At 44.9% G+C, this 23,980-nt stretch carries 17 protein-coding genes, 3 tRNA genes and 1 pseudogene; 6 read left to right on the forward strand and 15 right to left on the reverse strand.

Annotated features, from left to right (window positions below; all coding sequences use genetic code 11):
• Nucleotides 1-457: 457 nt before the first annotated feature.
• The 6 genes from NG821_RS03965 to dnaN form a co-directional block, all read right to left on the reverse strand.
• Nucleotides 458-532, reverse strand: a tRNA-Arg gene (locus NG821_RS03965).
• Between the two features lie 208 nt (nt 533-740).
• On the reverse strand, nt 741-2,387 hold the full coding sequence (locus NG821_RS03970; RefSeq protein WP_252760370.1) for a tetratricopeptide repeat protein: 1,647 nt from the start codon (nt 2,385-2,387) through the stop codon (nt 741-743).
• A 100-nt stretch (nt 2,388-2,487) separates the two neighbouring features.
• The gene (recN, locus tag NG821_RS03975) at nt 2,488-4,158 is read right to left on the reverse strand and encodes a DNA repair protein RecN (RefSeq protein ID WP_252760371.1); all 1,671 of its coding nucleotides are present in this window, start codon (nt 4,156-4,158) and stop codon (nt 2,488-2,490) included.
• A gap of 111 nt (nt 4,159-4,269) precedes the next feature.
• Nucleotides 4,270-5,463, reverse strand: coding sequence for a bifunctional phosphopantothenoylcysteine decarboxylase/phosphopantothenate--cysteine ligase CoaBC (coaBC, locus tag NG821_RS03980; protein WP_252760372.1), 1,194 nt, complete (start codon nt 5,461-5,463; stop codon nt 4,270-4,272).
• Nucleotides 5,464-5,483: 20 nt separating this feature from the next.
• A complete protein-coding gene (locus tag NG821_RS03985) occupies nt 5,484-6,344 on the reverse strand; it encodes a 3'-5' exonuclease (RefSeq protein ID WP_252760373.1) in 861 nt (286 codons plus the stop codon).
• A 15-nt stretch (nt 6,345-6,359) separates the two neighbouring features.
• Nucleotides 6,360-7,484, reverse strand: coding sequence for a DNA polymerase III subunit beta (dnaN, locus tag NG821_RS03990; RefSeq protein WP_252760374.1), 1,125 nt, complete (start codon nt 7,482-7,484; stop codon nt 6,360-6,362).
• Between the two features lie 175 nt (nt 7,485-7,659).
• Here dnaN and NG821_RS03995 point away from each other — a divergent pair, with 175 nt between their 5' ends.
• The gene (locus NG821_RS03995) at nt 7,660-8,079 is read left to right on the forward strand and encodes a DUF3127 domain-containing protein (protein ID WP_252760375.1); all 420 of its coding nucleotides are present in this window, start codon (nt 7,660-7,662) and stop codon (nt 8,077-8,079) included.
• Between the two features lie 266 nt (nt 8,080-8,345).
• Here the strand turns inward: NG821_RS03995 and NG821_RS04000 are convergent, their stop codons facing one another.
• Complete coding sequence (locus NG821_RS04000) at nt 8,346-10,040, reverse strand: GH25 family lysozyme (RefSeq protein WP_252760376.1); 1,695 nt, start codon at nt 10,038-10,040, stop codon at nt 8,346-8,348.
• 115 nt (nt 10,041-10,155) lie between these two features.
• On the opposite strand from NG821_RS04000, the gene NG821_RS04005 reads away from it, so the two are divergent.
• Both NG821_RS04005 and NG821_RS04010 read left to right on the forward strand, forming a co-directional pair.
• Entirely contained in the window at nt 10,156-10,620 is a 465-nt protein-coding gene (locus tag NG821_RS04005; protein ID WP_252760377.1) for a MaoC family dehydratase, read from the forward strand.
• Between the two features lie 104 nt (nt 10,621-10,724).
• Nucleotides 10,725-11,186 carry a hypothetical protein gene (locus NG821_RS04010; protein ID WP_252760378.1) on the forward strand — a complete coding sequence of 154 codons (462 nt, stop codon included), beginning with the start codon at nt 10,725-10,727 and terminating at the stop codon, nt 11,184-11,186.
• Nucleotides 11,187-11,315: 129 nt separating this feature from the next.
• Here NG821_RS04010 and NG821_RS04015 read toward each other — a convergent pair.
• The 5 genes from NG821_RS04015 to NG821_RS04035 all read right to left on the reverse strand — a co-directional run bounded on the left by NG821_RS04015 (nt 11,316) and on the right by NG821_RS04035 (nt 16,359).
• A tRNA-Arg gene (locus NG821_RS04015) sits at nt 11,316-11,389 on the reverse strand.
• Between the two features lie 26 nt (nt 11,390-11,415).
• Nucleotides 11,416-11,489, reverse strand: a tRNA-Arg gene (locus NG821_RS04020).
• Between the two features lie 142 nt (nt 11,490-11,631).
• The gene (gene htpG / locus NG821_RS04025; protein WP_252760379.1) at nt 11,632-13,692 is read right to left on the reverse strand and encodes a molecular chaperone HtpG; all 2,061 of its coding nucleotides are present in this window, start codon (nt 13,690-13,692) and stop codon (nt 11,632-11,634) included.
• An 825-nt stretch (nt 13,693-14,517) separates the two neighbouring features.
• On the reverse strand, nt 14,518-14,895 hold the full coding sequence (locus tag NG821_RS04030) for a hypothetical protein (RefSeq protein ID WP_252760380.1): 378 nt from the start codon (nt 14,893-14,895) through the stop codon (nt 14,518-14,520).
• A 9-nt stretch (nt 14,896-14,904) separates the two neighbouring features.
• On the reverse strand, nt 14,905-16,359 hold the full coding sequence (locus NG821_RS04035; protein ID WP_252760381.1) for an aminoacyl-histidine dipeptidase: 1,455 nt from the start codon (nt 16,357-16,359) through the stop codon (nt 14,905-14,907).
• Nucleotides 16,360-16,754: 395 nt separating this feature from the next.
• Between NG821_RS04035 and NG821_RS04040 the strand changes: the two genes are divergently transcribed.
• From NG821_RS04040 to NG821_RS04050, 3 genes and pseudogenes are all read left to right on the forward strand, one after another.
• Entirely contained in the window at nt 16,755-17,348 is a 594-nt protein-coding gene (locus NG821_RS04040) for an OmpH family outer membrane protein (RefSeq protein WP_252760382.1), read from the forward strand.
• A gap of 6 nt (nt 17,349-17,354) precedes the next feature.
• Complete coding sequence (nth, locus tag NG821_RS04045; protein ID WP_252760383.1) at nt 17,355-18,008, forward strand: endonuclease III; 654 nt, start codon at nt 17,355-17,357, stop codon at nt 18,006-18,008.
• A 25-nt stretch (nt 18,009-18,033) separates the two neighbouring features.
• A pseudogene (locus NG821_RS04050) lies at nt 18,034-18,750 on the forward strand (DUF2461 domain-containing protein).
• Between the two features lie 112 nt (nt 18,751-18,862).
• On the opposite strand, the gene NG821_RS04055 reads toward NG821_RS04050, so the two are convergent.
• The 3 genes from NG821_RS04055 to NG821_RS04065 are packed head-to-tail and all read right to left on the reverse strand — an operon-like array spanning nt 18,863 to nt 23,849.
• Nucleotides 18,863-19,861 (reverse strand): GYF domain-containing protein, encoded by a 999-nt coding sequence (locus NG821_RS04055; protein ID WP_252760384.1) that lies wholly within the window; start codon nt 19,859-19,861, stop codon nt 18,863-18,865.
• 30 nt (nt 19,862-19,891) lie between these two features.
• Nucleotides 19,892-21,160 (reverse strand): clostripain-related cysteine peptidase, encoded by a 1,269-nt coding sequence (locus NG821_RS04060; protein ID WP_252760385.1) that lies wholly within the window; start codon nt 21,158-21,160, stop codon nt 19,892-19,894.
• A gap of 1 nt (nt 21,161) precedes the next feature.
• Nucleotides 21,162-23,849, reverse strand: coding sequence for a valine--tRNA ligase (locus NG821_RS04065; protein ID WP_252760386.1), 2,688 nt, complete (start codon nt 23,847-23,849; stop codon nt 21,162-21,164).
• Nucleotides 23,850-23,980 lie beyond the last annotated feature (131 nt).

Consider the following 23,980-nt stretch of genomic DNA (forward strand, 5'->3'; position numbering starts at 1 on the left):
TTCAACCGAAGATCATTTGGCGACAGACTTTTTGACAGGCTAGTTGTTGCAGCTGTGTCCTATAGACCGGCGTTTCAGCACAGAACCTATGATTGAAGAAAATCACTCAGTTGAGGATAATCATATATTTTTTTTATATTAGGTGAGTTTATCCGTTATTCACAAATGGAAATCATTGGCATTGCTTCTATCAGAGAAAGAATGGAATTGCAGGAAAAGAGCCTGGTCAATATGGTTCTCAAAGTCATTTTCTCTATATATCAGATTCCTTTGGCACCCGTCTAGAAGATTTGAAAAAAGTTTCAAACGAGGAATATGCCCAAACTCAAAAGTACATTTATTGTTAAATGATTAATCAGCTTCGTGGACAATACACCTCGCTGAATTGTTGGAATTAGAGAATAAGCCTGCTAAACAAAAAAGAGGACTTTTAAAAAAATCCTCTTTTCGTGTGTTGTGATTCCGCTGGGATTCGAACCCAGGACCCACGGCTTAGAAGGCCGTTGCTCTAATCCAACTGAGCTACGGAACCTGCTTTTGATTGGTGGTGCAAATGTACTGCTTTTTTAGTTTATTACCAAACTTTTCCTTGACTTTTTAAAATGGAAGTGAGCTGTCAGGCTTCCAGAATATCAGTCCCGCTTGGAAATGATTTGTGTGTCCTAAACAGATGATCCGCTAAACAACGTTCTTGTAGATGACACGTCATTCAGCGGATCAGAGAAAGAACAAATGAGTTTTTACTTATTTTTATCGATGTAGCCTTGGGCGCGTGAATCGCCTAGACTCTTGGCTTTCTCTAAGTTTTTCAGGCCTTCGGCTTTCTGCTTTTTGGCAATTTGTGCCAGTCCGAGCAACAGATAACCTTCGGGATAGGAGGGGGCGAGTTTTGTGCACTGTGTAGCAGTACTGATGGCCTCGTCAATACGGTTGACACGAAGGTCAAGAGAAGCCCAGTTAGCTAGATAAACAGGTTCTTGTGGATTTAAGAGACTGGCTCTGGCAATATCGAGCAAAGCCTGTTGCCACATTTTAGCATTGAGTTCACATTGGTACCGCATGAAAAAGAAAGCTGGATCCTGAGTATGACTCAATGAATCATAGACATAATAGTCTTTTATGGCATCCCGATACTGTTTGTTTGCATCGAAGAAACGACCGCGTGCCAGATAATAAGGAGCGGCCAGGCCCTTTCTTGAAGAAACGTTCACGGCACTGTCCAGAAGAACCTTAATGTCCTGGTTAGGAGCTTTCAACTGGATCTTGCATTGAGCGCACTCATACCATAATTCACCATTATTGAGAGGAGTCTTCGTCAACCCCATGAACATATCATAGGCCTGTTGGTAATTACCTTTGGCATAAATGATTTGGGCCTGTTGATGCTTGTAGACCGGTTCAGGTTTGATCTGATATGCTTTCTCAGCTTCTTCCAGAGCTTTGTCAAGTGTCCAGTCTTTATATTGATTAGGGTGGTAGAGAGCCTGACTGAAAATCAAAGAAGAATAGTTGGAGTGTGCTTCGTCCTTAAGAGTTGATTTCTCAATACCCTCTTTCATTTCCTTATCAGCTTCAGCGATGAGGCTGTCTGCAACATAAAGTTCAGCCAATGATTTATATCCCTGTGAGGAATTTGGGAACATATTGATGAATTCATGCGCATATTTGTAATTGTCACTTTTAGGTCGTAGGCTGCGGGCCAGGAACATTGCTGTCGTCGCATCCTTTTCTGTGTCGGGCAATCCTGTCCTGATTCCTGTCTGGGTCATCGTCTGGCTCGTGAGAGCGTTGACCTTCAGACTATTGATGTACTGAGCATCGATGATGGAAGTATGATTGGCATCCAGAGACTTGAGAATTCCGAGTATTTTTCCGGAACCGTCCACTACCGGACAGCCATAGTCTGTTTCCGGTGCAGCAAAGTCAGAGACATAATAATTGTATACGTTCTTGAATTTCTCAACCCGGCCGACTTTCAACCCTTTTACATTCGGCTTTTGATTAGAGAAAGCGACGATCCAAATATCAGATCCGGCAGGAGCAGATTGAGATGATATTCCCGCACCTTTGGTAGCATGGTCAACCTTGAATTTGACGACATCATAGTTCTCGTCAGCCCCCATGATAAAGTCCACAGGCATGGCTGCTCCGGAAGCATCCACTACTGTGGCACTGTCAGCACCAATGAAAGGTTCAAACGGTGCGATGGCCGTTCCATGATCATCAATGAACACACCACAGCTGGAAGCCTTAATGGATTTGTCTTTACTGAAAGTTGTCAGTGTGAATACTGATTTTGATACATTCTTCACGCTCCCGGACTGAGCGTAGACACTTACACTCAATGCAAGGAAGAAGAGACAAGAAAGTAATTTTATCTTTTTCATATAGTGTTTAATATCAACTCGTTCTGTTATTTTGCTCATGTATTAAGTTTGGTTCTGAAATACCAAAATCCAGGCTAAGGTCGTCAGACCTTTGTCCGACCTATTTTATTTGTCCCGCCCTTTTCAGCAAGTCCCGTGCGTTGGCAAGAGCAGCTTCGGTGACAGCACTGCCACTCAGCATTTGGGCTATTTCGCGGATACGTTGTTCCGGGGACAAGAGGACCATCTCACTGCTCGTTCCCTGCGCTGTATCTTCCTTGATCACCTTATAATGTGTAGACCCTAAAGCTGCGATTTGGGGGAGGTGAGTGATGGAGATCACCTGACGGTTCTTGCCCATATCACGCATGATGAGGGCCATCTTCTCAGCGATCTTTCCACTGACACCCGTATCTATTTCATCGAATATGATGGTCGGGAGTTTGACAACACCGCTGACCATTGCCTTCAATGACAGCATCACCCTGGCTATCTCACCACCGGAAGCGACTTGTGCAACAGGCTGCATCGGCGTGTTCTGGTTGGCACTGAAGAGGAAAGAGACTTTGTCCATTCCGCGATCACTTAAGGGCCTTTCCTGGAATTGTACGCTGAAGCGGACATGGGGGATTCCCAGTGGTATCAGCCGTTTCTGCATTTCAGATTCTATCTTGCCGGCAGAAACTTTTCTGGTTTTCGTGAGTATTGCTGCTTTAGACTGACATTCTGCCAATTTGTCATTGACCTTATCCTGAAGTTCTTTGAGTTCATCATCGCTATTGTCAATAGAAGCTAACTTATTATCGAGTTGCCGGCTGATTTCTACGAGTTCTTCCGTACTGTTGACATGGAATTTAAGTTCCAGTGCGTAGAGGGCATCCAGACGATTGTTGATTTGCTGCAGTTCTTCAGGGTTGAAATCGACTTTCTCGACTTCACCACTTATCTCTTCACCAATATCTTTCAGGTCGATATAGGAACTGTCCAAGCGAGAAGCAAGTTTGCCGGAATCCGGCAAGAACTTCCCGATGCTATGGAGTTGGTTTGAAGTCTCTTTCAACAGTTCTATGATCCCCTTTTCATCAGCGTTCAGTGCTTGATCAGCAGAATACAGTGCCGATTTGATTTCCTCGGCATGACTCATCGTTTGGGATTTCTGTTCCAATTCTTTCTGTTCTCCGGGCTGAGGGTTGACCTTCTCGATTTCCTGGTATTGGAACCTGATGAACTCTTCGTTCTGTCGTGCGTTGGCTATAGTCGTTTGAAGATCATTCAATTGCTTTTGCAACTGGTGGTATTCGATATATGATTTGTGATAGTCATCGAGTAACCTCCTATCATTTGCGACGATGTCCACAATGCCCAGTTGGAAATCATCTTTTTTTAGCAACAGGTTCTGGTGCTGAGAATGGATGTCTACGAGATCCTCACCCAATTCACGCATGAGGGCGAGTTGTACAGGAGTATCGTTGATGAAAGCGCGGCTTTTCCCCGTACTGGTCAACTCACGGCGAATAATGGTATCTTTGAAATCTTTGTCAATATCATGTTGTGAGAAGAAATCGTCCAAGTCTGAGCCGGTCAGATCAAAATGAGCCTCTATGACGCAGTGGCTGCAGCCGGATTTGACCGCTTTGGAATCAGCCCTGTTTCCCAGGAGCAGTCCGATGGCACCTATGATGATGGATTTCCCCGCCCCAGTCTCTCCCGTGATGACGGAAAAACCTGGGTTGAACTTGATATTGAGTTCATCAATAAGTGTAAAGTTCTTGATATATAGTCGTTTAAGCATCCTTGATTAATCCTTATCTTATATGTATTTCAAGACCGTTTCGGGCACAACTGTTCTTGATTTTATTGAGGGCTTCTGACAATCTCAATGCCATGAGACCATGACCGTACATTATAAGAGTTTTGCTAGTTCATCAATAATGTCAGCAGCCACTTCCGTTTTGGGTTTACGAGAATAATCTTTGCGGGCTGAAGTTGTAAGAATTGAGATCTGGTTTTCATCATAACCAAAAGTCGTCCCAGGGTTCCGTGTCGAATTGAGGACGATGAAATCAGCATTTTTCTTAATCAATTTTTCCTTTGCGTGAACTTCTTCATGATCAGTCTCCAATGCAAAGCAGACCAATTTCTGATCCGGTTTCTTCATACCTCCTAAGGCAGCAGCGATATCATGAGTAGGGATCAGGTGGAGGAGTTCGGTATCTTTTCCTCTCTTGATCTTATTTTCGGCAACCTTTTCAGGTTGAAAATCAGCGACCGCCGCACAGAGGATAGCCGCGTTGCAGAGAGGAAAATGTTTCTGAGCCGTTTCATACATTTCCTGGCAGTTGGTGACATCAATCCGGTGGATCTCTTTCCTGCAGGACCTTGACACCGGACCCGCTATCAATGTGACATCAGCACCCCTTTTATAACATTCTTCAGCCAATGCAAATCCCATCTTCCCTGAAGAATAGTTGCCTATGAATCTGACAGGGTCGATGTTTTCATAGGTTGGACCGGCAGTAATCAGGAGTTTTTTACCTTTCAGTTGGTCTTTCTTTTCATAGAAGAAACGATCGAGGACATCAGTGATCACGTCAGGTTCTTCCATCCTCCCTTTTCCTTCCAGGCCAGAAGCCAGGAACCCATGCTCAGGTTCAATGATATGGTTGCCGAAACTTTTCAGAATATTTATATTTTCCTGTGTGGCAGGATGCTGATACATATCGACATCCATTGCAGGCGCAATAAACACCGGAGCTTTCATGGCCAAGTAAGTTGTAATGAGCATATTATCAGCTATCCCGTGAGCCATTTTCCCTAACGAAGCTGTCGTACAAGGGGCGATGACCATTGCGTCAGCCCACTGACCCAAGGCGACATGAGAGTGCCACGAGCCGTCTTCCTGAGAGAAGAAATCACTGATAACCGGTTTTTGGGTCAGTGCAGATAGGGTAATAGGAGTGATGAATTCTTTACCGGAGGGAGTGATGACAACTTGGACTTCTGCGCCACGCCTTATCAGGTCCCTAATGAGAAAACAAGATTTATAGGCGGCTATAGAACCGGTAATGCCTAGGACAATCTTTTTTCCTTTTAGCATGATCGTGTCAGAATATCTTGTTAATGATTGAGTTCCTTCAGACGAATACGTGTCAGCACCTGTTTGGTGTTGAGCGTAAAGTCACTGTTGAGAATCCATGAGAAATAGCCCGGGTCACGCCGCAGGACATCAGCTACAGCCCATCCGCGATATTTTCCGAAATTGAAGACCTCATGCTTACGAGGCTTTCCGTCTTTATCCATCAGAATGTTGCCTTTACCGTCATCCATAGGCTCCCAAACGATGCGGCCGGAGAAGTCTACATTGTCATTCCGCTTTGAAAATTCAGCAAGTTCATCCATGTTGTTGTTGAGTACACGGTCAGGGTCTTCTTGCTTACCGGGCGCATACTTGTCCAATTCACCTTGTAGTACACGGTAAGTGGCTTCAGTATCCTGATCAGAACGGTGGGCGACCAAATCATCTTCCATCTTGTGTCCGGTATAAAACTTATATGCAGCTGCGAGGTTACGTTGTTCCAACTTATGATAGATGGTCTGGGCATCGATGAGACGGCATTTGGAAAAGTCGAAATCGATGCCTGCCCTGAGGAATTCCTCAGCCAATAAAGGGACGTCGAAGCGGTTGGAATTAAAACCGGCGAAGTCGCACCCTTTGAACGTTTCTGCCAATTCAGGCGCGAGCGTTTTGAATGTCGGTTTGTCTTTTACCTTTTCATCATCAATCCCGGTGAGTTCCACCACTTCAGTAGGGATATGCTTTTCAGGATTGACGAGATAGTTGCCTCGTACCTCTTTGTTTTCCGGATTGCCCGGTTCCACCTTGATATAAGAAATCTGAATAATACGATCATGAATCAGATCAAGGCCTGTTGATTCGAGATCAAAAACAATAAGAGGTTTTGTTACGTTGAGTTTCATTTCTTTTTTCTTTCTTTAGTCGTTCAGCAACATTGGCATCAGCAGCATCAGGACTTCACCGTTTTCAGGTTGAGTAGCCGGATAGACTATTCCTGCCCGAGAAGGATCAGCGAGTTCCATGATGACTTCATCACTTTCAAGGTTGGTTAAGATTTCCAGCAGACTGGTACCCTTGAAACCGATGCTCATAGCTTGTCCGCTATAGTCACAAGTCAACTGCTCTTTGGCAGATGTGGCGAAATCCAGATCTTCCGAATTCAGTTCCAGTTTCCCAGTTCCTAATTGGAATCTGACCAATTCGCTGCTCTCACTGGCGAAAGGAACGACACGGCGGAGCGCGCTGAGCAAGCTTCGGCGATCGACGGTCAGTTTGTTCGGGTTGTCTGTCGGGATCACGGAATTATAGTTGGGGTATCTGCCTTCAATCAATCGGCAGTTCAGAATACCGCCGTCAAATTTGATTTCAGAATTCCGATTATTGAACCGGATGACCACGTCACCACTTTCACGGTTCAGGATATTCTTCAAGAGTGTTGAAGGTTTTTTAGGCAGGATGAAAGCCGTCGGCGTTTCACTTTTGATACTAAAGAACTTGTTGCGGACGAGTTTATGTCCGTCACTGGCAACAATGTTCAGGCTCTCCGGCGTAAGGTCGAAGTATATACCGTTCATGACGGGACGAAGTTCGTCATCAGCCGTAGCGAAAAGAGAACGGGTCAAGTTGTCTACCAGAACGCCTGCGTCAATGGTAATGGTTGTCGTATCGCCGTCTAAGGTTTGAGCCTGGGGATACTCTTCCGCATTTTGAGCAGTGAAATTATAGAGTCCGTTTTGATAAGTGACTTTTACATTATATGTATCAGTGTCAATGTCGAAGTTCAGGGGTTGCTCCGGTAATTCCTTGACTGCATCAATGATGGTGCGGCTGGGGATCGCGAAGTTACCGTCGCCTTCAGAACTGTCCAACTTTAGAGTACTCTTGATGATATTTTCGCTATCACTAGCTGTAATGGACAGCGTTCCTTTGCTGACTTGAAAAAGAAAACAGTCGAGGATTGGCAATGAATTCTTGCTGTTGATCACCTTGGATAGCGTGCTAAGACAACTGCTTAGTGCCGTACTGGATATTGTAAATCTCATGAGTATGTATTTTTATGTTCTATTCGCATGTATACCACAAGATGCAAACTCGCACCTTATAATGCACAAAAATACGAAAATATGTGTACATAAGCAAAAATTAGCTTAGAAAATTTCGGTTTTTAGAACTATTTTAGTAATTTCGCAGACTGAACTAAATAATAAAACATACGACATGGAAATTCAAGGAAAGATTATTGCGGTTCTCCCGAAGCAAAGCGGTACGTCAAAAAGGACGGGCAATCCATGGGCATCGCAGGATTATGTCATAGAAACACACGAGCAGTATCCTCGCAAATGCGTTTTCCGGGTATTTGGAGAGGACAAGATCAATCAGTTTGCTATCAAGAGTGGGGAGGAGTTGACCGTCTCTTTTGATATAGACGCCCACGAATATCAGGGAAGATGGTTTAATAATATCTCTGCCTGGCAAGTACAGCGGGTTGATCCGGCTGCCGTTCAGGCGAGTGCTCAGGGCAATCAACCCCAAGATAGCGCAGAAGGTCTTGCCGGTGGTACTGCTAATGGTGCTCAGGCTCCATTTCCCCCAGCTCCGGATGATGACAGCAAAGGTGCGGATGACCTGCCTTTCTGATTTTTTCCTTTCAACGATTTAAATAGAAATGGTTCCCGAAACGATAATTGAAGTTTCCGGAACCATTTTTTATATATTGGAATGAAACGGGTAATCGCCGTTGCCAATAGTCACTGTTTGCATGAACTTCTCCATTTTTCTCAGAAAGTTGTCTTGTTAGAACCAAGGCAACTGACAGCGGACATAGCTGGACAGTGATCCGGAAAAGAATAGGGGAGTTTTGTATAAGTCTTTTTAATTCGTTGTAATGTACGCTTGGATGACCGTCAATGAATAGTGGCCATCTGGAGGAATTTCGTGTACTCCTGTTCGTAACCGTTGAAGACGTTGATATCGACTTCCCCATGAATACCTTGCACCCTGCCATCAGGACACAATTGCCAAAAAGCCAGACGGACATCGGGTTTGTATTCACCATAGTGAGCAATCCAGATAAAATAGTTTTGTTTGATATCCGGTGCGTCGTTCAGGTATCTGTTGACGAATATCTGATTGATATACAGTATAGGTCTAGTGCCCGTATGTTGTTGCACAATCCTCAGCCATGTCCGGATGTGACTGAACAGAACTTTTGCTCCACCCATTTTCCTGATTTGGCTCGGGTAAGGTTCTACGTCGAGTACTGGCGGAAGGTCACCCTTCTCAAATTTTGATTTCTCGAGATAGAACTTGGCTTGTTGTGCCGGATCGCTGTGGAGGGAAAAGAAATGGTAAGTTCCTACATGGTAACCGTATGCCTTGGCATTCTTGTAATCGCGGGCATAATAGGGATTGGAAACTGTTACCCCTTCTGTGTTTTTGATGAAGACAAACCTCAGGGGATAGTTGACTGTACCTGCCACTGTCTTCTTGCTCAGATTGCCGAGATGGGTAATACGCAGGTGCGCCCAGTCGATGGCATAATAATGCTTGTGCCGCGTGCCTTTGATATGCTGGTATTTAGAGACGTCGATGCCATAGATCCGCTCTGAACTATAGACCAGTCGTTCTCCCAGATAGACATCGTTTTTCCATTCGCCCACACGGAGTCTCTTCCTGTGAGAGACGGAGAATCCGAAGCCGTTGCGCTTGCCTTTCACCCAGTTGCCCTCATAGTATGATCCGTCGTTGTTCAAATGAGCGCCATGTCCTGAAGGCCTAAACTGGTCATCCATTTCTCCGATGTATATCCCGGAAGAGTCAGGGCGTTCACTCCAGATGATATGCTTTCTGATGCTTTTGCTGATGCCGATGACAATGCGTTTGGCGACAGACAGAGGCTGACTGGAAACACCTTTGGGTTTCTTGCCGTCATCGGTTTGGACAAGGAGGAAGTGGGGCTTGAGCGTCTTGATGAAATGACAACTCTCCTCCGCGCGTTTACCTTTCGAATCCTTGTAGATGACCGTAAAGAGTACCTTATAGGTAATATGGAGTTGGTTGCTGTCTTTTCTGACCCTGTCGAGAGTGTCCAGTTCCCGCCTGATCTGCTGATATTGTTTGACTTTGTGAGTCCCATACCTGGCGATCATCCCGAACCCTACATCACGTACATCGTGCACATGGATATAATATTTGAGGTCTGCGACGATGCCCCTCAGTTCAATCCTCTTTCTTTTCAGGGAATCCACATGCGCCCTCAAGAGTTTTGCAACTTCTGGAGTACTGTATTTATGTTGGAAGAGGGTATTCTCGTAAACCGCCAGAAGTTTGCCTTTACAAGAAGGTATCAGTCCCCATTGGTCCGTCCAGCATGCGGCAGTCGTGACCGTATCCGTATTGAACGACAGCACGGGTCGCCCCTTCAGTGTAAGTTCATAACAGGAAATACACCTCAGCTGCGCTTCACTCTTGTAAATTTCTTTATATCCAGCTGTATAGTTGATGGAGACTGCCACAACCACCAGAATGAGCAGTAAGAGTGGTAGGCTGAATACTTTAAGTCTTTTCTTTGCAAAAATATATTTTATCTTTTCTTGCATTTGCCCGCAAAATTACACAAGATTTTCGGGATTCGTTTAAAAAATCCAAAATTTATTTTTAACTTTGCAAAACTGGATGTCGATGACTGCCAGCAATCGAATTTAAACATACGATATGGGAAAATTAATCATCAATAGTTTTGAGGAATTCGCCTCTCATCTGGGTGAACAACTAGGAGTTTCTGAGTGGTTGCGTATCGACCAGGAACGCATCAACGCTTTTGCGGATGCCACCCTTGATCACCAATGGATCCATGTAGACGTAGACAGAGCCGGAAAAGAGAGCCCTTACAAGAGCACCATCGCTCATGGTTATTTAACGCTTTCACTACTGCCTTATTTTTGGGGTCAGATCATTCAGGTGAACAATTTGAAGATGATGGTCAATTATGGTATGGATAAAATGAGATTCGGCAATCCTGTCATCACCGGATCGAAAGTCCGTCTGAAGACCACCTTGGCTTCCATAGAAAATCTGAGGGGGATTTGCAAGGTCGGTATTGATTTCGCAATAGAAATAGAGGGTCAGAGAAAGCCCGCGCTAAAGGGTCTGGCAACTTTTCTATACTACTTTAAATAAAGCATTTTACTTTCTGGCAATAAATGGAATAGCGGATCTCCGTCGAACGGTTCAGAAATTCGCATATTGCCGTGTTGTCTGTGTCTTCCATTGAATGTAATCTGATGATTTATTTTGTCATTGCCGTAACCATCTTATATATCATTTACATGACCTATAAAAAAGGAGAGCCGCTGTCCAGTATCTCCGAGATATCCTATGTGGCGAAGCACCACTGGGAATTTATAGCCTACATGCTCTTCCTTGCCGTTTACGTTCTGCCCGTCATGTATTGGAAAAGTTCTCCGGGCACGAGATTTCTGATTTACTTTACTGCTTTAGGCATGTTCATGGCCATCATCACACCGGTCTTCCGGACTCATGGAGCTGTTTTTCATGATGTGGGTGGGGTCATTACCTGCGTGTCCTGTCAAGTGTGTGTTCTGTTGAATCATCCCATACTTCTTTTGGCATGGTTCCCCTATATTTTCTTTTTCCTTTTCTTGAGGAAAGAGAATCATATTCATCCGGTTTTCTGGGCAGAGATGACAGTCTTGGAAAACATGTTTATGTACAGCTTGGTCTGAATAGAATCCTATGGCGACAAAGGTGAACGCATTGACTTTCAATGGTCCGACCGTTGCCTGGCCAAACGTGAAAATCCCGAATAAACAGGCATAAAAAAAGGGAAGTATCCTTCTAAGATATTCCCTTCGTGACCCCGCAGGGATTCAAACCCTGAACCTTCTGATCCGTAGTCAGATACTCTATTCAGTTGAGCTACGGAGCCTCATCAAAGAAACTCATATAAAAAAGTGACCCCGCAGGGATTCAAACCCTGAACCTTCTGATCCGTAGTCAGATACTCTATTCAGTTGAGCTACGGAGCCTACTTTTCTCATAAGCGCTTGCAAAGGTACGGCTTTATTTCTTAAAAACCAAATCTTTTCAAAACTTTTTATAACCGGATCTCTCATCGAGGTTTCTTTTGATTTTTCGAGATTTGGGAGTCATAAAGCCGCCTAAGCAATTTTAGAGTTTGATCAGATCGACAGATCTCTTCAAGAACTTGTCCAGAGCCTCACCCTTCAGCATACCATTCTGCAGTAGTGACAAGTCGATGAGTTGATGAATGACATCATTCTTGGCTGCATAAGCATCTAGAATCTTGTCTCTCTTCTCGCGCTGGTCATTGACCGCATTTTCAGTATTCTTGAGGTCATCTTTTTCAGTTTGGGTGAGTTCCTCGGCTTTCTTCTTGCTTTGCTCCTCGTGAATGGCAGCCAAGCGAGCCTGACAACCCTTCAATTCACTCAGGACAGGTTGGAGAGCAGCCCCGTTTTTATTCTCTTCATCGTCGATGACCTTCTTGATTAGCGGATGGTCACTGTTGATGACCATGACATAACTGTCAGGCATCTGATTGTAAAAGTCCATTCCGGGTTGGAAGTGGCTCATCGTCTTCATCCGGCGCATATATTCACTCTGTGTGATGATGATGGGTTGGCTGTTTTCTCCGAGAGCTTGTACTTCCACCATAAACTGTGCCTTATCGAATTTAGGCACCTGAGAGTGGAACATTTCTGTCAGATTGTCACTTTTATCCTTGTCCAGGTCTGATTTCTTCGGTGTATCCTTGACAATCAGACGATCGATGATGTCGGCATCCACTCTACTGAAGCGCGACTTCTCGAATTTCTGTTCCAGCATACTGACCATAGGCACATCCAGTTCACCATCCATCATCAAGACATTGTAGCCCTTGTCCTTTGCGGTCTGTATGAAGGAATACTGTTCATCCTTGTTGGTGGCGTAAAGATAGATCAGATTGCCATCTTTGTCAGTCTGGTTGTCTTTGATCAGGGTCTTGTATTCATCGAAGGTGAAATGCTTACCATCAACATCCTTGAACAAAGCGAAATCTTTGGCACGGTCATAGAAGTCTTCGCGAGAGAGCATCCCATAGTTGATGAAGATCTTCAGATCATCCCATTTCTTCTCATAGTCCTTGCGGTCTTCCTTGAAGATCTCCTGCAAGCGGTCCGCAACCTTCTTTGTGATGTATACAGAAATCTTCTTGACATTGGCATCACTTTGCAGATAACTACGACTGACATTCAGAGGAATATCGGGTGAGTCGATAACGCCGTGAAGCAAGGTCAGGAAGTCTGGTACAATGCCATCGACATGATCCGTTACGAATACCTGATTGCAATAGAGTTGGATCTTATTGCGTTGCAGGTCGATATTGCTCTTGATACGAGGGAAATAAAGGATACCGGTGAGGGTAAAAGGAAAATCGACATTGAGATGGATCCAGAACAAAGGATCGTCTTCCATCGGATAGAGCGCCTTATAGAATTTCTTGTAATCCTCATCTTTAAGTGTCGAAGGCTTTTTAGTCCAAAGCGGTTCAATATTATTGATGATATTGTCCTCGTCAGTATCCACCTGTTTGCCGTCTTTCCAAGTGGTCTTCTTTCCAAAGACAATAGGTACAGGCATAAACTTGCAATATTTGCTGAGCAGTTCGGTGATCTTACCCTTTTGCAGGTATTCCTTACAGTCATCGCTGATATGGAGGATGACATCAGAGCCACGGTCTGTCTTGTCAGCATCCGATATCTCAAATTTTGGACTGCCGTCACAACTCCATTTGATGGCTTTAGAACCTTCTTTATAACTCTTCGTTACGATCTCCACCTTATCGCTGACCATGAATGAAGAGTAGAATCCTAAACCGAAATGTCCGATAATGGCATTGGCATTGTCCTTGTATTTAGTCAGGAAGTCGTTGACACCCGAGAAGGCAATCTGGTTGATGTATTTATCTATTTCGTCTTCAGTCATCCCGATGCCTCGGTCACTGATCGTAATGGTCTTGGCTTTCTCATCCACTTTTATCCGGACGCTGAGGTCTCCGAGTTGTCCTTTATAGTCACCTTTTTCTGTAAGGGTTTTTATCTTCTGCGTTGCATCAACTGCGTTGGATACCATTTCCCGCAGGAAGATTTCATGATCGGAATATAAAAACTTTTTAATAACGGGGAAGATGTTTTCTGTAGTAACCCCAATATTTCCTTTTTTAGCCATAAGTGTATGATATTTTTAATTATGATTTTCAATCTGTCATTCAAATTCTTTACAACCGGAATATCCATTCTGGAGATTCAATTCTTCAGGCAAGCAGATATTTCTCCGATTATAGAACAGCTTCGTATTGATTCATGCAAAATTTGTGCCAAAAACATGAGCGAGGGAGATAAGGAAAATCTGTCTTTCTTTTTCAGAACGGTGAATCCCACTTCGAGGCTAAACTTTGACAGACCTTTGATCTATATATCTAGTAGGAGCCAACTAAACTTTCTTTGTGATACTCTAAGATAGAGTGACATTTGATAGGATTCCGTCAGTTTTTAAGCTGCATTTTTTGGACATCATTGGCAAGTTGTCCTGATGTGACAGTATGCTTTGGAACGAAAAGAAGATCGTTTTGGAAATAGGCGGTTGAGTAGTCGAATATTCAACATCGTAAATCCGTCAGTACAATTATTATTTTAATATACGCAATTATGATGTTTAATATTGATAATTTTGTGGTTGATAGTTTCTCGAAAGAGAAGATCGACTTTCGAGAAACAGAGCGTTGACTTTCTCGAAACATAGACAACTGATCTTTCGAGGTCAAGAAAAACCGTTCCTGCAAGTCGTCAATCGGTCAGATTGGACGTTTGATATGACCTCTTTTTCGTTGAAGTTCATTCCTTTCCATAAGGTGATTACAGGATCTATCCATTATAGGATGAGTGTATTTCTTTTAGAAAATGTTATCATACAAAAAGAGGTTCTGACCCATAAAACGGTCAGAACCTCTATGCTGATATTCTGATTGATACGATGATCTGTCAGAAGATAAAATCAATTGTTTTTGAAAGCCACAATCTGTGTCAGGTCTTTATCCATATAGAAAGTCTGCTGGTAGTTCTGTTCTTTCCCCTGGTCACCTACTATTTTGTATTTCACGGTGATGAACAGTAGTGTAGGAGTGGGGCTACCATAAGAGATATTCCGATGGAATTCCGGCAAGCGGCTTGTCGCTTCACGCATCTTCAAGACGCGTTCATTTGTCACTAGTGTTGTCGAGTCCAATTGACCGTAATGATCTTCTTCTATATCGCCATAGGTCAAATTCTGATTCAGGAAATTCCTGATCAGGGTTTTACCTTGATGCCGTTCTCCGCATCCCGTAAAAAGAAGGAGAGACAACATCAGAAAGAAAAAAATCCTTGCTTTCATATTGACTTTTCAGTTTTTGATATTCTTCAAGATCAGGAGAAGGTGATCCCAAACCATTTGTACTGTCGGGATATACAACTTCTCATCAGGTGTATGGACATGTTTCAGTGTTGGACCGAAACTGACCATATCCAAATCAGGATATTTCTCGCTGAACAATCCGCACTCCAAACCTGCGTGAATGCCTCTTACTTTAGGCTCTTTATGGAAGAGTTTCCGATAGGCATCAACTGCGATCTTGACAAGTTTGCTGTTGGGGTTCATCTTCCATGCAGGATAACCGTCAGTTACTTCTACATCAGCACCGGCTAATTGGAATGCAGCCTTGATGGAATTGGAGAGGTTATCCAAGTTGCTCATGACGTTGGAGCGTTGACTCGTAACGACTGTCACCTTTTCATCCTCAGTCTTCACGCTGGCAACATTGCTTGAGGTCTCAACCATCCAAGCGAGAGCCTCGTCCTGGCACATGGCGAAAACACCGTTGTCAAGAGCCTGCAAAGCCCTGACCATCGGTACAGAGACAGACTGTGGAATCACACTCTGGGCACCGGTTTTATCGAAATGCCAGACCATGGACGTATCTGTGACATGATATTCATCCTCTACGCCTGCAAAGAATTTCTTCCAGTCAGCCTCAGCTTCCTTTTCCTTGTCGGCAGGTACAGCGAAGATGATCTTGCCGTCCCTAGGAATCGCATTATGCATCTTTCCTGAATCGAACGAAGCCAGACGCAGCGGCATCTTCTCCTGTTCTATATAGAGGTACCGCGCAAGGACCTTGATGGCATTGGCACGTTTCTTCTCGATATCGTCACCGGAATGACCGCCCTTCAAGCCTTTGATAGAAACCTCGATGAAAGTATAGTCAGCGGGAGCTTTCTCACGTTGGAATTTGAAGGTAGCGATCGTACTTCTACCACCGGCACAGGACACGAACAGTTCACCCTCGTTTTCAGAGTCCAGGTTGATCAGGTATTTACCCGTCATGAATCCCGGTTTCATACCTATTGCACCAGTGAGTTGAGTTTCCTCATCACGGGTGAAGACGCACTCGATCGGACCATGCTCGATATCGTCGCTACTCAAGATGGCGAGTTCTATAGCATCACCTATTCCATCGTCAGCTCCCAGGGTCGTACCCTTGGCAGTCAGCCAATCACCGTCTACATAAGTTTGTATGGCATCTTTCGAGAAGTCGAATTTGATATCCACGAGTTTGTCACACACCATATCCATGTGGCACTGCAGGATGACGGTAGGGTAATTTTCGTAGCCCTTAGTAGCCGGTTTGCGGATCAAGACATTTCCGGTTTCGTCCACTTTTGTTTCCAGATGGTGGCTTTTGCCGAAGTTCTTGAGATATTCGATCATTTTCTCCTCGTGTTTTGAAGGGCGGGGGATCTTGTTGATTTCCGCAAATTGCTCAAAGACGCGAGCAGGTTCTAGTTTAGCTTTATCCATTTTATTTCCTCTTATATTTAAAAATATTCTTTTTATCTCTTTTTATTTTGCCAATTACTTCAAAACTATTATCTTTGTGACTGTTTTAGCCATGAAGGTAATTGCAAAAGTAAAGAAAATGATTGAAACATTACTATTCAGGGTGTTAATTATTGCTATCAGTTTCACTTTGTCAGTGAATAAATGGCTGCCGATGAAAATTGGAAGTGTTTTCTCTCTTCAAGCAGTTGGTTATCCGGCTGTGTACCGACAGTCTTTTCCAAAATGTCCGGTCGAGTGAGGGAAGCATGGAGCAGTAGAGAAGCAGTGATATTTTTAAAGGAAAATTACTATTTTAGGATAGGATACATTGTAAGCTGTCCGGTCTGAAATAAATAAGAATTAAAATAAAGAAAATGAAAAAAAATGTTTTGGGAACGCTAGCCGTAACTGCATGTATTGCTCTCGGCATGACATCTTGTAACAAACAGCAACCTCAGGTAGAACCTGAGTCTGAAACTTCCAAGGCTCCAGCCAATTTGAAGGTGGCTTACGTGGAAGTGGATTCTATCATGACGCAATATACTTTTGCCAAACAGTTCTCACAACTTTTGCAGAAGAAGAGTATGAACATTCAGAACACCATTAATGCGAAGGGACAGCAGTTGCAGGCAGCTGCCGCTAATTTCCAGCAGAAGGTGCAGCAGAATGCCTATACACGCGACCAGGCACAGGCCATTCAGGAAGGTATCCAGAGACAGCAAGCTGACTTGCAGAGCCTGCAACAGCGTCTGGGCAATGAATTCCAGGCAGAGCAGAACAGATACAACAAAGCCCTGCATGATTCCATCGCACATTATCTGACCATATACAACAAGGACAAGAAATATTCGATCATCTTCAGTAAGAGTGGTGACAACCTGCTTTATGCCAACAAGGCTTATGACATCACCAACGAAGTGATTGCAGGTTTGAATAAGGCTTACAAAGGTAAGCTTAACAAGGAATAATAAGAGGTGACCAGAGAAGAGCGTTATCAATTTATTCTTGATTATTTCAGGAGAACTCAACCGCAGGTAACGACACAATTGGTCTTTGGAAGCGCATTCCAATTGCTGGTAGCTACTCTTTTGAGTGCCCAGTGTACAGATAAACGCATCAACGAGATAACGCCGGAGTTGTTCCGGCATTATCCGGATGCGCGTTCTATGTCAAAAGCTTCCCCTGAAGATATTCTCACCTATGTCCATTCTGTCAGTTATCCGAACTCGAAAGCTCGGCATTTGTCGGAACTGAGCCGGATGCTGGTTTCTGATTTCGGAGGGGAAGTTCCTTCCACACCTGATGACCTGGTCAAATTACCGGGAGTAGGCCGGAAAACTGCAAACGTGTTGCAGGCAGTATGGTTCGGGAAACCGGTGATGGCTGTAGACACACATGTCTATCGCGTGAGCCATCGGATGGGACTCGTTCCTCCAACGGCCAATACGCCCAGGAAAGTGGAAGACTATCTTACAGCGCATATACCTTCGTCAGATTTGTCCAAAGCGCATCACTGGCTGCTCCTGCACGGCAGGTATATCTGCAAGAGCCTTCGTCCTCAGTGTGAGGAGTGCTTTTTTGACCAATATTGTCCCAAGTTGTTAGCCGGAAGCAAATTGGAAAAATAAATCATTCATTAGATTTCAATGACTTATGCAAATTCATCCGATTATTCGTTTTCTTAAAGAGATAGCAGTTCATAATGACCGGGAGTGGTTTGCCGGGCATAAGGATGAATACTTGGCTTGCCAAAAGAGTTTTGAATCCGGATTAGGGTAGGCTATTGCCGCCATTTCCGAATTTGATCCGGAAATAGCACACCTGACGCCGAAAGACTGTATGTACCGTTTCTATCGTGACACCAGGTTCTCCCCGGACAAGACTCCTTATAAAACGCATTTCGGAGGATTCCTCTCCGGACATGGCAAGAAGTCCCTCCGTTGTGGCTATTACATCCATATCCAACCCGGGCATAGTTTTATCTCCCAAGGCAGTTATTGGTTGCCGACCAATATACTGACTTCTGTCAGGAATGAGATCATGGGCAATATTGATGTCTGGCGGAAAACAGTTGAAAACGGCAAGTTTGTCACCTTGTTCGGCTACCCCAATGAAGGGCAGTGCGATGAACACGGTGGTGTGATCTCAGACAAAGGTTTTGGATTCGCTCATCTGAAGACAGCCCCCAAAGGTTTTCCGAAAGACTATCCCTATATCCAGTATCTGAGAATGAAAGATTTCGCAACTTGGGTGAGGGTCAAGGACAGTTTCTTTGCCGGTGACAGTTGGCTCGATCAAATGACAGCCATCTTCAAAGTCGGCAAACCGATGATGGATTTTCTGAACGATGTCATCGATGACTATGAATGAGTACTGAAATACCGTGGAGTCCTATCCGTGGTCATTTCAAAAATGAGTATAAAAAAATCACAGGCATGAGAAGATGCCTGTGATTTTTTTATTATAGGTGAATGTGAGAATGTCAATTGATCCCGAACAGACTCATGATCCTGTTGACCAACCTGTCGATAGTCGTTGAGTCAGCTACCTGATTGATCTCCTTGTCGATTTTCTGTTCCAGTCCTTTTTGGACCTTATTGCTGATTTGCGAAGCAATCTGGTCTGCGGATTTATCGACCTTCTCAGTTGCATTATTATCCTGATTAGTCTGCTGCTGGTCAGCGGAATTGTCCAGCGGTTGATCCGGGTTCTCTGTCTGGACCTCCATCTTCGTAGGATTCAGGTTGTTGAGCGCTTTCAGAATATCATCCTCGTTGATGGTGTGGACCTTTCCCAGAATACCGAAACTGACGGTGTGGTTCTCATTTCCCCAGTTGATTGTCGTCTTGGAGAAGAGGAGATAGTTGTGGTATTGCAAGAGGGTATCCAGAGCCGTGTCGAAAAATGTCCCGGTAATCATCTTCGTGATCATATTGAACCCTTGGGTGAAGACATCATCGGATTCCTGGTTCTGGTTTTCGTTGGAGGCTTTTTCCACAGCGGTCGTGATCTCACTCTTTATGGCACTTTCATGATCCTGCTTGTTAGGGTTCGTGAAAATAAAAAAGAGCAGGGCGACGATGACGACGGCGAGAGCGATCAACCAAGGTGTACGGTTCTTCTTTTTCTTGTCAGCTTCCGCATCTTCTTTAGTCGGATCACCGGTAGGAGGGAAAGTCTGATCCGTTCCATTGCCTTCAAGAGGACCGTTTGCCCCTGCCGTATAAGCCGATTCTCCATTTTGATGAGCCATGGGAGGAATAGGTGTGTCAGAGACCTTGTCTTGCGGATTAAAAGGAGGAGGAGTCTGGCGAGGATTTCCGCTAAGGATATATTTCAATTGTTCCACCTGCCAGGCAGGTGTCCAATTAGTCATACCTTCAGCCCACACGAGCGTTTCAGAAGTAATATGCTTTTGAGCAAGTTGTTCAATCGTAAATGGACCGCTTTGTTGACCATTTTCTATGATAAAATATTCCATAGTTGTAAATTGATGAATAATTATAAAAAATTAATGAGTAGCTTTCCACCAGTCCGTTTTCTCCTTGCCTTTCAATGCAACTTTGTTGATGCTCGGATCTGAGGTGGCGATTCCGCAATAGTTCTTGATAGTAATATAAGGTGCCCTCAATCCCAGAGCGGTATAGAGGGTATCAGTATGGTCTGTTTGACGGATGAGCGACTGCAGCGTGTCTTGACAAGACTTCAGAAGAGAAGCGGGGAGACTATTGTTGTTGGCGTCTTTGAGGTACTTGACGTAATCCAAGAAATCATAATAGATGGTCGGAACATAGCCTCCCAATATTTGTACACTGTCACGATAGGATTCAGGAAGGGAATAGTTGGCGTTGATCTTCTTCATGAGCGCTGCAAGTCCGTCCATCTTCCTGCAGTCAATGGCAGACAGAGCCCCGAAAGGATATTCGTAGTTTTTATAGAAATCATAGAACGCATCGACCAGTGACGTATAAGTAGGAGCAGAAGAACTCAGATTGTTCCACATCTCTTTATAGGGCATGCCGAGGGCCATGACTTCACTCGTAGAAGCAACCAGAAAATTGGTGACGTTTCGCAAGGCAAAAGCCGTCTCCACATTCGCCATATAACAGTCGTCAAAGAGGATAAACTGGAACTTGAACCCCGCATCACTTATCCCTTGTGCCAAAGTCGGGATATCAGTGGCATAGTTCTTCAAGTCAGTGACGCTTCCGAAGAAGCGCGTCTTTGCCAAATTGCTGATCTTGAAAGCAGAGAGCATCGCTGCCGTCCCTGCTGTCCCTGTCTCATAAGGATAGTTCGTCCAATCATCCTTGTAGGTCCACCCTGTGCCATGACACCCGATGATCATCGCATAGTTCAGAGCGGGGGCCGTCGCTTTCACATCATTCAGGATTTCTGTGATTCCCGATGCAGACGTGTAGGTATGGCCGGTATAGTCCTTTATGGTCTGATGGATGATCTGACCTTGATTATAGACGATCTCATAGAGTTGGGACTGGGTAGCAGATGTGCTGAGGAATACCAACACCCTTTTGTTACTGAGACCTCCGGCATTTTTGATGCCCTGTTCCATGCTGTCCAGATTCTGCTGGAAGAAAGAGTAGAGCCCGTTGTCTGAGGTTGAGCCTGTCCAAGGCATATAGACGAACAAGGTCTGTTGGGTGATCCCGCTGTCGTCTCCGTCAGTTACGCCGTCTCCACTACTGCAACTGCTGAAGATAAATACCATCAGTAGGACGCAGAACCAACCTATGATGAAGCGCCGTCTTTTAACTTTCATATTAATGAGACTTTTCGAGTTCGCTGATCGTCTCCTTCAAAGTGTGGATCTTTTCGACAGCGTCACTCTCTTTCTTACGTTCACGCGCCACGACAGCTTCGGGAGCATGAGAAACGAAATTCTGGTTGCCGAGTTTTGCTCTGACGCCTTTCAGGAAACCTTCGAGGTGCTGGAGTTGGTTCTTCGCCTTCTCGATTTCCACATCGACGTCGATCAGATTCCCTACGGGGACAGCGTATTCGTTTGTGCCGACCATGAAACCGCTGGCATCAGCAGATTTATCTTTGACTGTCTCGATCTTGGAAAGGTTGGCCATCTTCAGGATGACTGCTCCCCATTTGTCGATATCGTGATGGTTGATGGTCTGGAGGACAAGTTGTTCTTTAGGCGCAATGTTCTTCTGATTGCGGACTGTACGAACGCCACTCACCACTTGTTTCACTTTCTCTATCTGCTCGCACAATTCCTTTTCTGAATCGGAAGGAGCGGGGATCTGCAGGATGGATTTCATGATGCTCTCACCCTCCTTGCGCGGATAGAGATGCTGCCAGAGTTCCTCTGTGATAAATGGCATGAAAGGATGCAGCATCTTCAGCAGGTCATCGAAGAACTTCAATGTTGCCTCGTATGTTGTCTTGTCGAGGGGCTGCCCGTATGCGGGTTTGATCATCTCCAGATACCAACTTGAGAATTCGTCCCAGAACAACCGGTAGGTCGTCATCAGGGCCTCTGAGATACGATAACCCTTAAACTGCTCCTCCATCTCTGCGTTGGCCATTCTCAGTCGGGACTCAAACCATTTGACGGCAATCTTGTTGACCTCGTTGGGTTCACTGTCAACAGTCTTCCACCCTTTGATCAGGCGGAACGCATTCCATATCTTGTTGTTGAAGTTGCGCCCTTGTTCACATAAACTCTCATCGAAGAGAATGTCATTGCCTGCAGGGGCACTGAGCATCATCCCCATACGGACGCCATCTGCACCATATTTATCTATCAGGGTGATAGGGTCAGGAGAATTTCCCAAACTCTTGCTCATCTTCCGTCCGAGTTTGTCTCTGACGATACCGGTGAAGTAAACATGTTTGAAAGGATAGATTCCCCTGTACTCGTAACCGGCCATGATCATTCTGGCGACCCAGAAGAAGATGATGTCCGGGCCTGTTACCAAGTCATTCGTCGGGTAGTAATACTTGATGTCTGCATTGTCAGGATTGTTGATACCGTCGAAGACAGAGATCGGCCAGAGCCAGGAAGAGAACCATGTATCGAGGCAGTCACTCTCCTGTTCCAAGTCTGCTGCTTTCACATCCGGATTTTCCTTTTGTGCCAGTTTCAGAGCTTCTTCTGCGTTTTCTGCCACGACGAAGTCTTTCTGTCCCTTCGTATTGGTGTAATAATAAGCCGGTATGCGATGTCCCCACCATAACTGGCGGCTGATGCACCAGTCCTTGACATTCTCAAGCCAGTGGCGATAGGTGTTCTTGTATTTCTTGGGATAGAACTCAATGGTATCCTCCATGACTGGGGGGAGGGCGATGTCAGCAAAATGCTTCATGCTCAAAAACCACTGGGTACTCAGTTTCGGTTCTATAGGGACGTTGGTGCGCTCGGAGAAGCCGACCTTGTTGTCATAGTCTTCTACCTTTTCCATCAGGCCTGCCTGAGTCAGATCGATGGCGATCTGCTTTCTGACTTCCATTCTGTCCTGTCCGACATAGAGACCTGCGGCTTTGGAAATGGTACCGTCGTCATTGAAGATATCAATCGTCTCCAGATGATGCTTCAGACCTAAGGCATGGTCGTTTATATCGTGGGCCGGCGTAACTTTCAAACAACCCGTACCAAACTCGATATCCACATAGTCGTCTTCTATGACGGGAATCGTCCGGTTGACAAGCGGAACGATGACGTGCTTACCCTTCAGCCAAGTATTCTTCTTGTCTTTGGGGTTGATGCACATGGCCGAGTCACCCATGATCGTCTCAGGTCTTGTCGTGGCAACGACGGCATAGAAGCCCTTGTCATCACGATGAATGACATTCTCCTTGTCCTGGAGTTGGCAATCCTGCTCTGCGACACGGTATTTCAGATAGTATAATTTAGAATGTTCGTCCTTGTAGATGACCTCTTCATCAGAAAGTGCAGTCTGAGCCTTCGGATCCCAGTTGACCATCCTGGCTCCTCTGTAGATATAGCCTTTCTTGTACAGGTCCACAAAAACTTTGATGACGCCTTTGCTGCGCGTCTCATCCATTGTGAAGGCCGTTCTGTCCCAGTCACAGGAGCAGCCCAGCCGGCGGAGTTGTTTCAGGATGATGCCACCGTGCTCATTGGTCCATTTCCAGGCTTCAGCGAGAAACTGCTCCCGAGTCAAGTCTGTCTTCCGGATGCCCTTCTGTGCAAGTTTGTTGACAACTTTGGCTTCTGTAGCGATACTGGCATGGTCTGTGCCCGGTACCCAACATGCATTCTTGCCTTCCATTCTGGCACGGCGTACAAGGATATCCTGTATGGTGTTGTTCAGCATGTGCCCCATGTGCAGTACTCCGGTGACATTGGGGGGCGGAATAACGATGGTATAAGGTTCACGTCCGTCGGGGTGAGAACTGAATAATTTGTGATCGATCCAGAACTGATACCATTTGGATTCCACTGCTTGTGGGTCATACTTACTTGCTAATTCCATTTCTTATACTGATTTTAAATTCTTTCCTGACTATTCAAAGCATCGAAAGAGTTGTCTGAGGACAACTGGATTGTAATGCCGGCAGACTGCCGTTCTCTTGTCTATCGAAAGGTCAGCGCTCTGCTGTCCCT

This window comes from Segatella cerevisiae (genome assembly GCF_024054555.1).
GTDB classification, from domain to species: Bacteria; Bacteroidota; Bacteroidia; order Bacteroidales; family Bacteroidaceae; genus Prevotella; species Prevotella cerevisiae.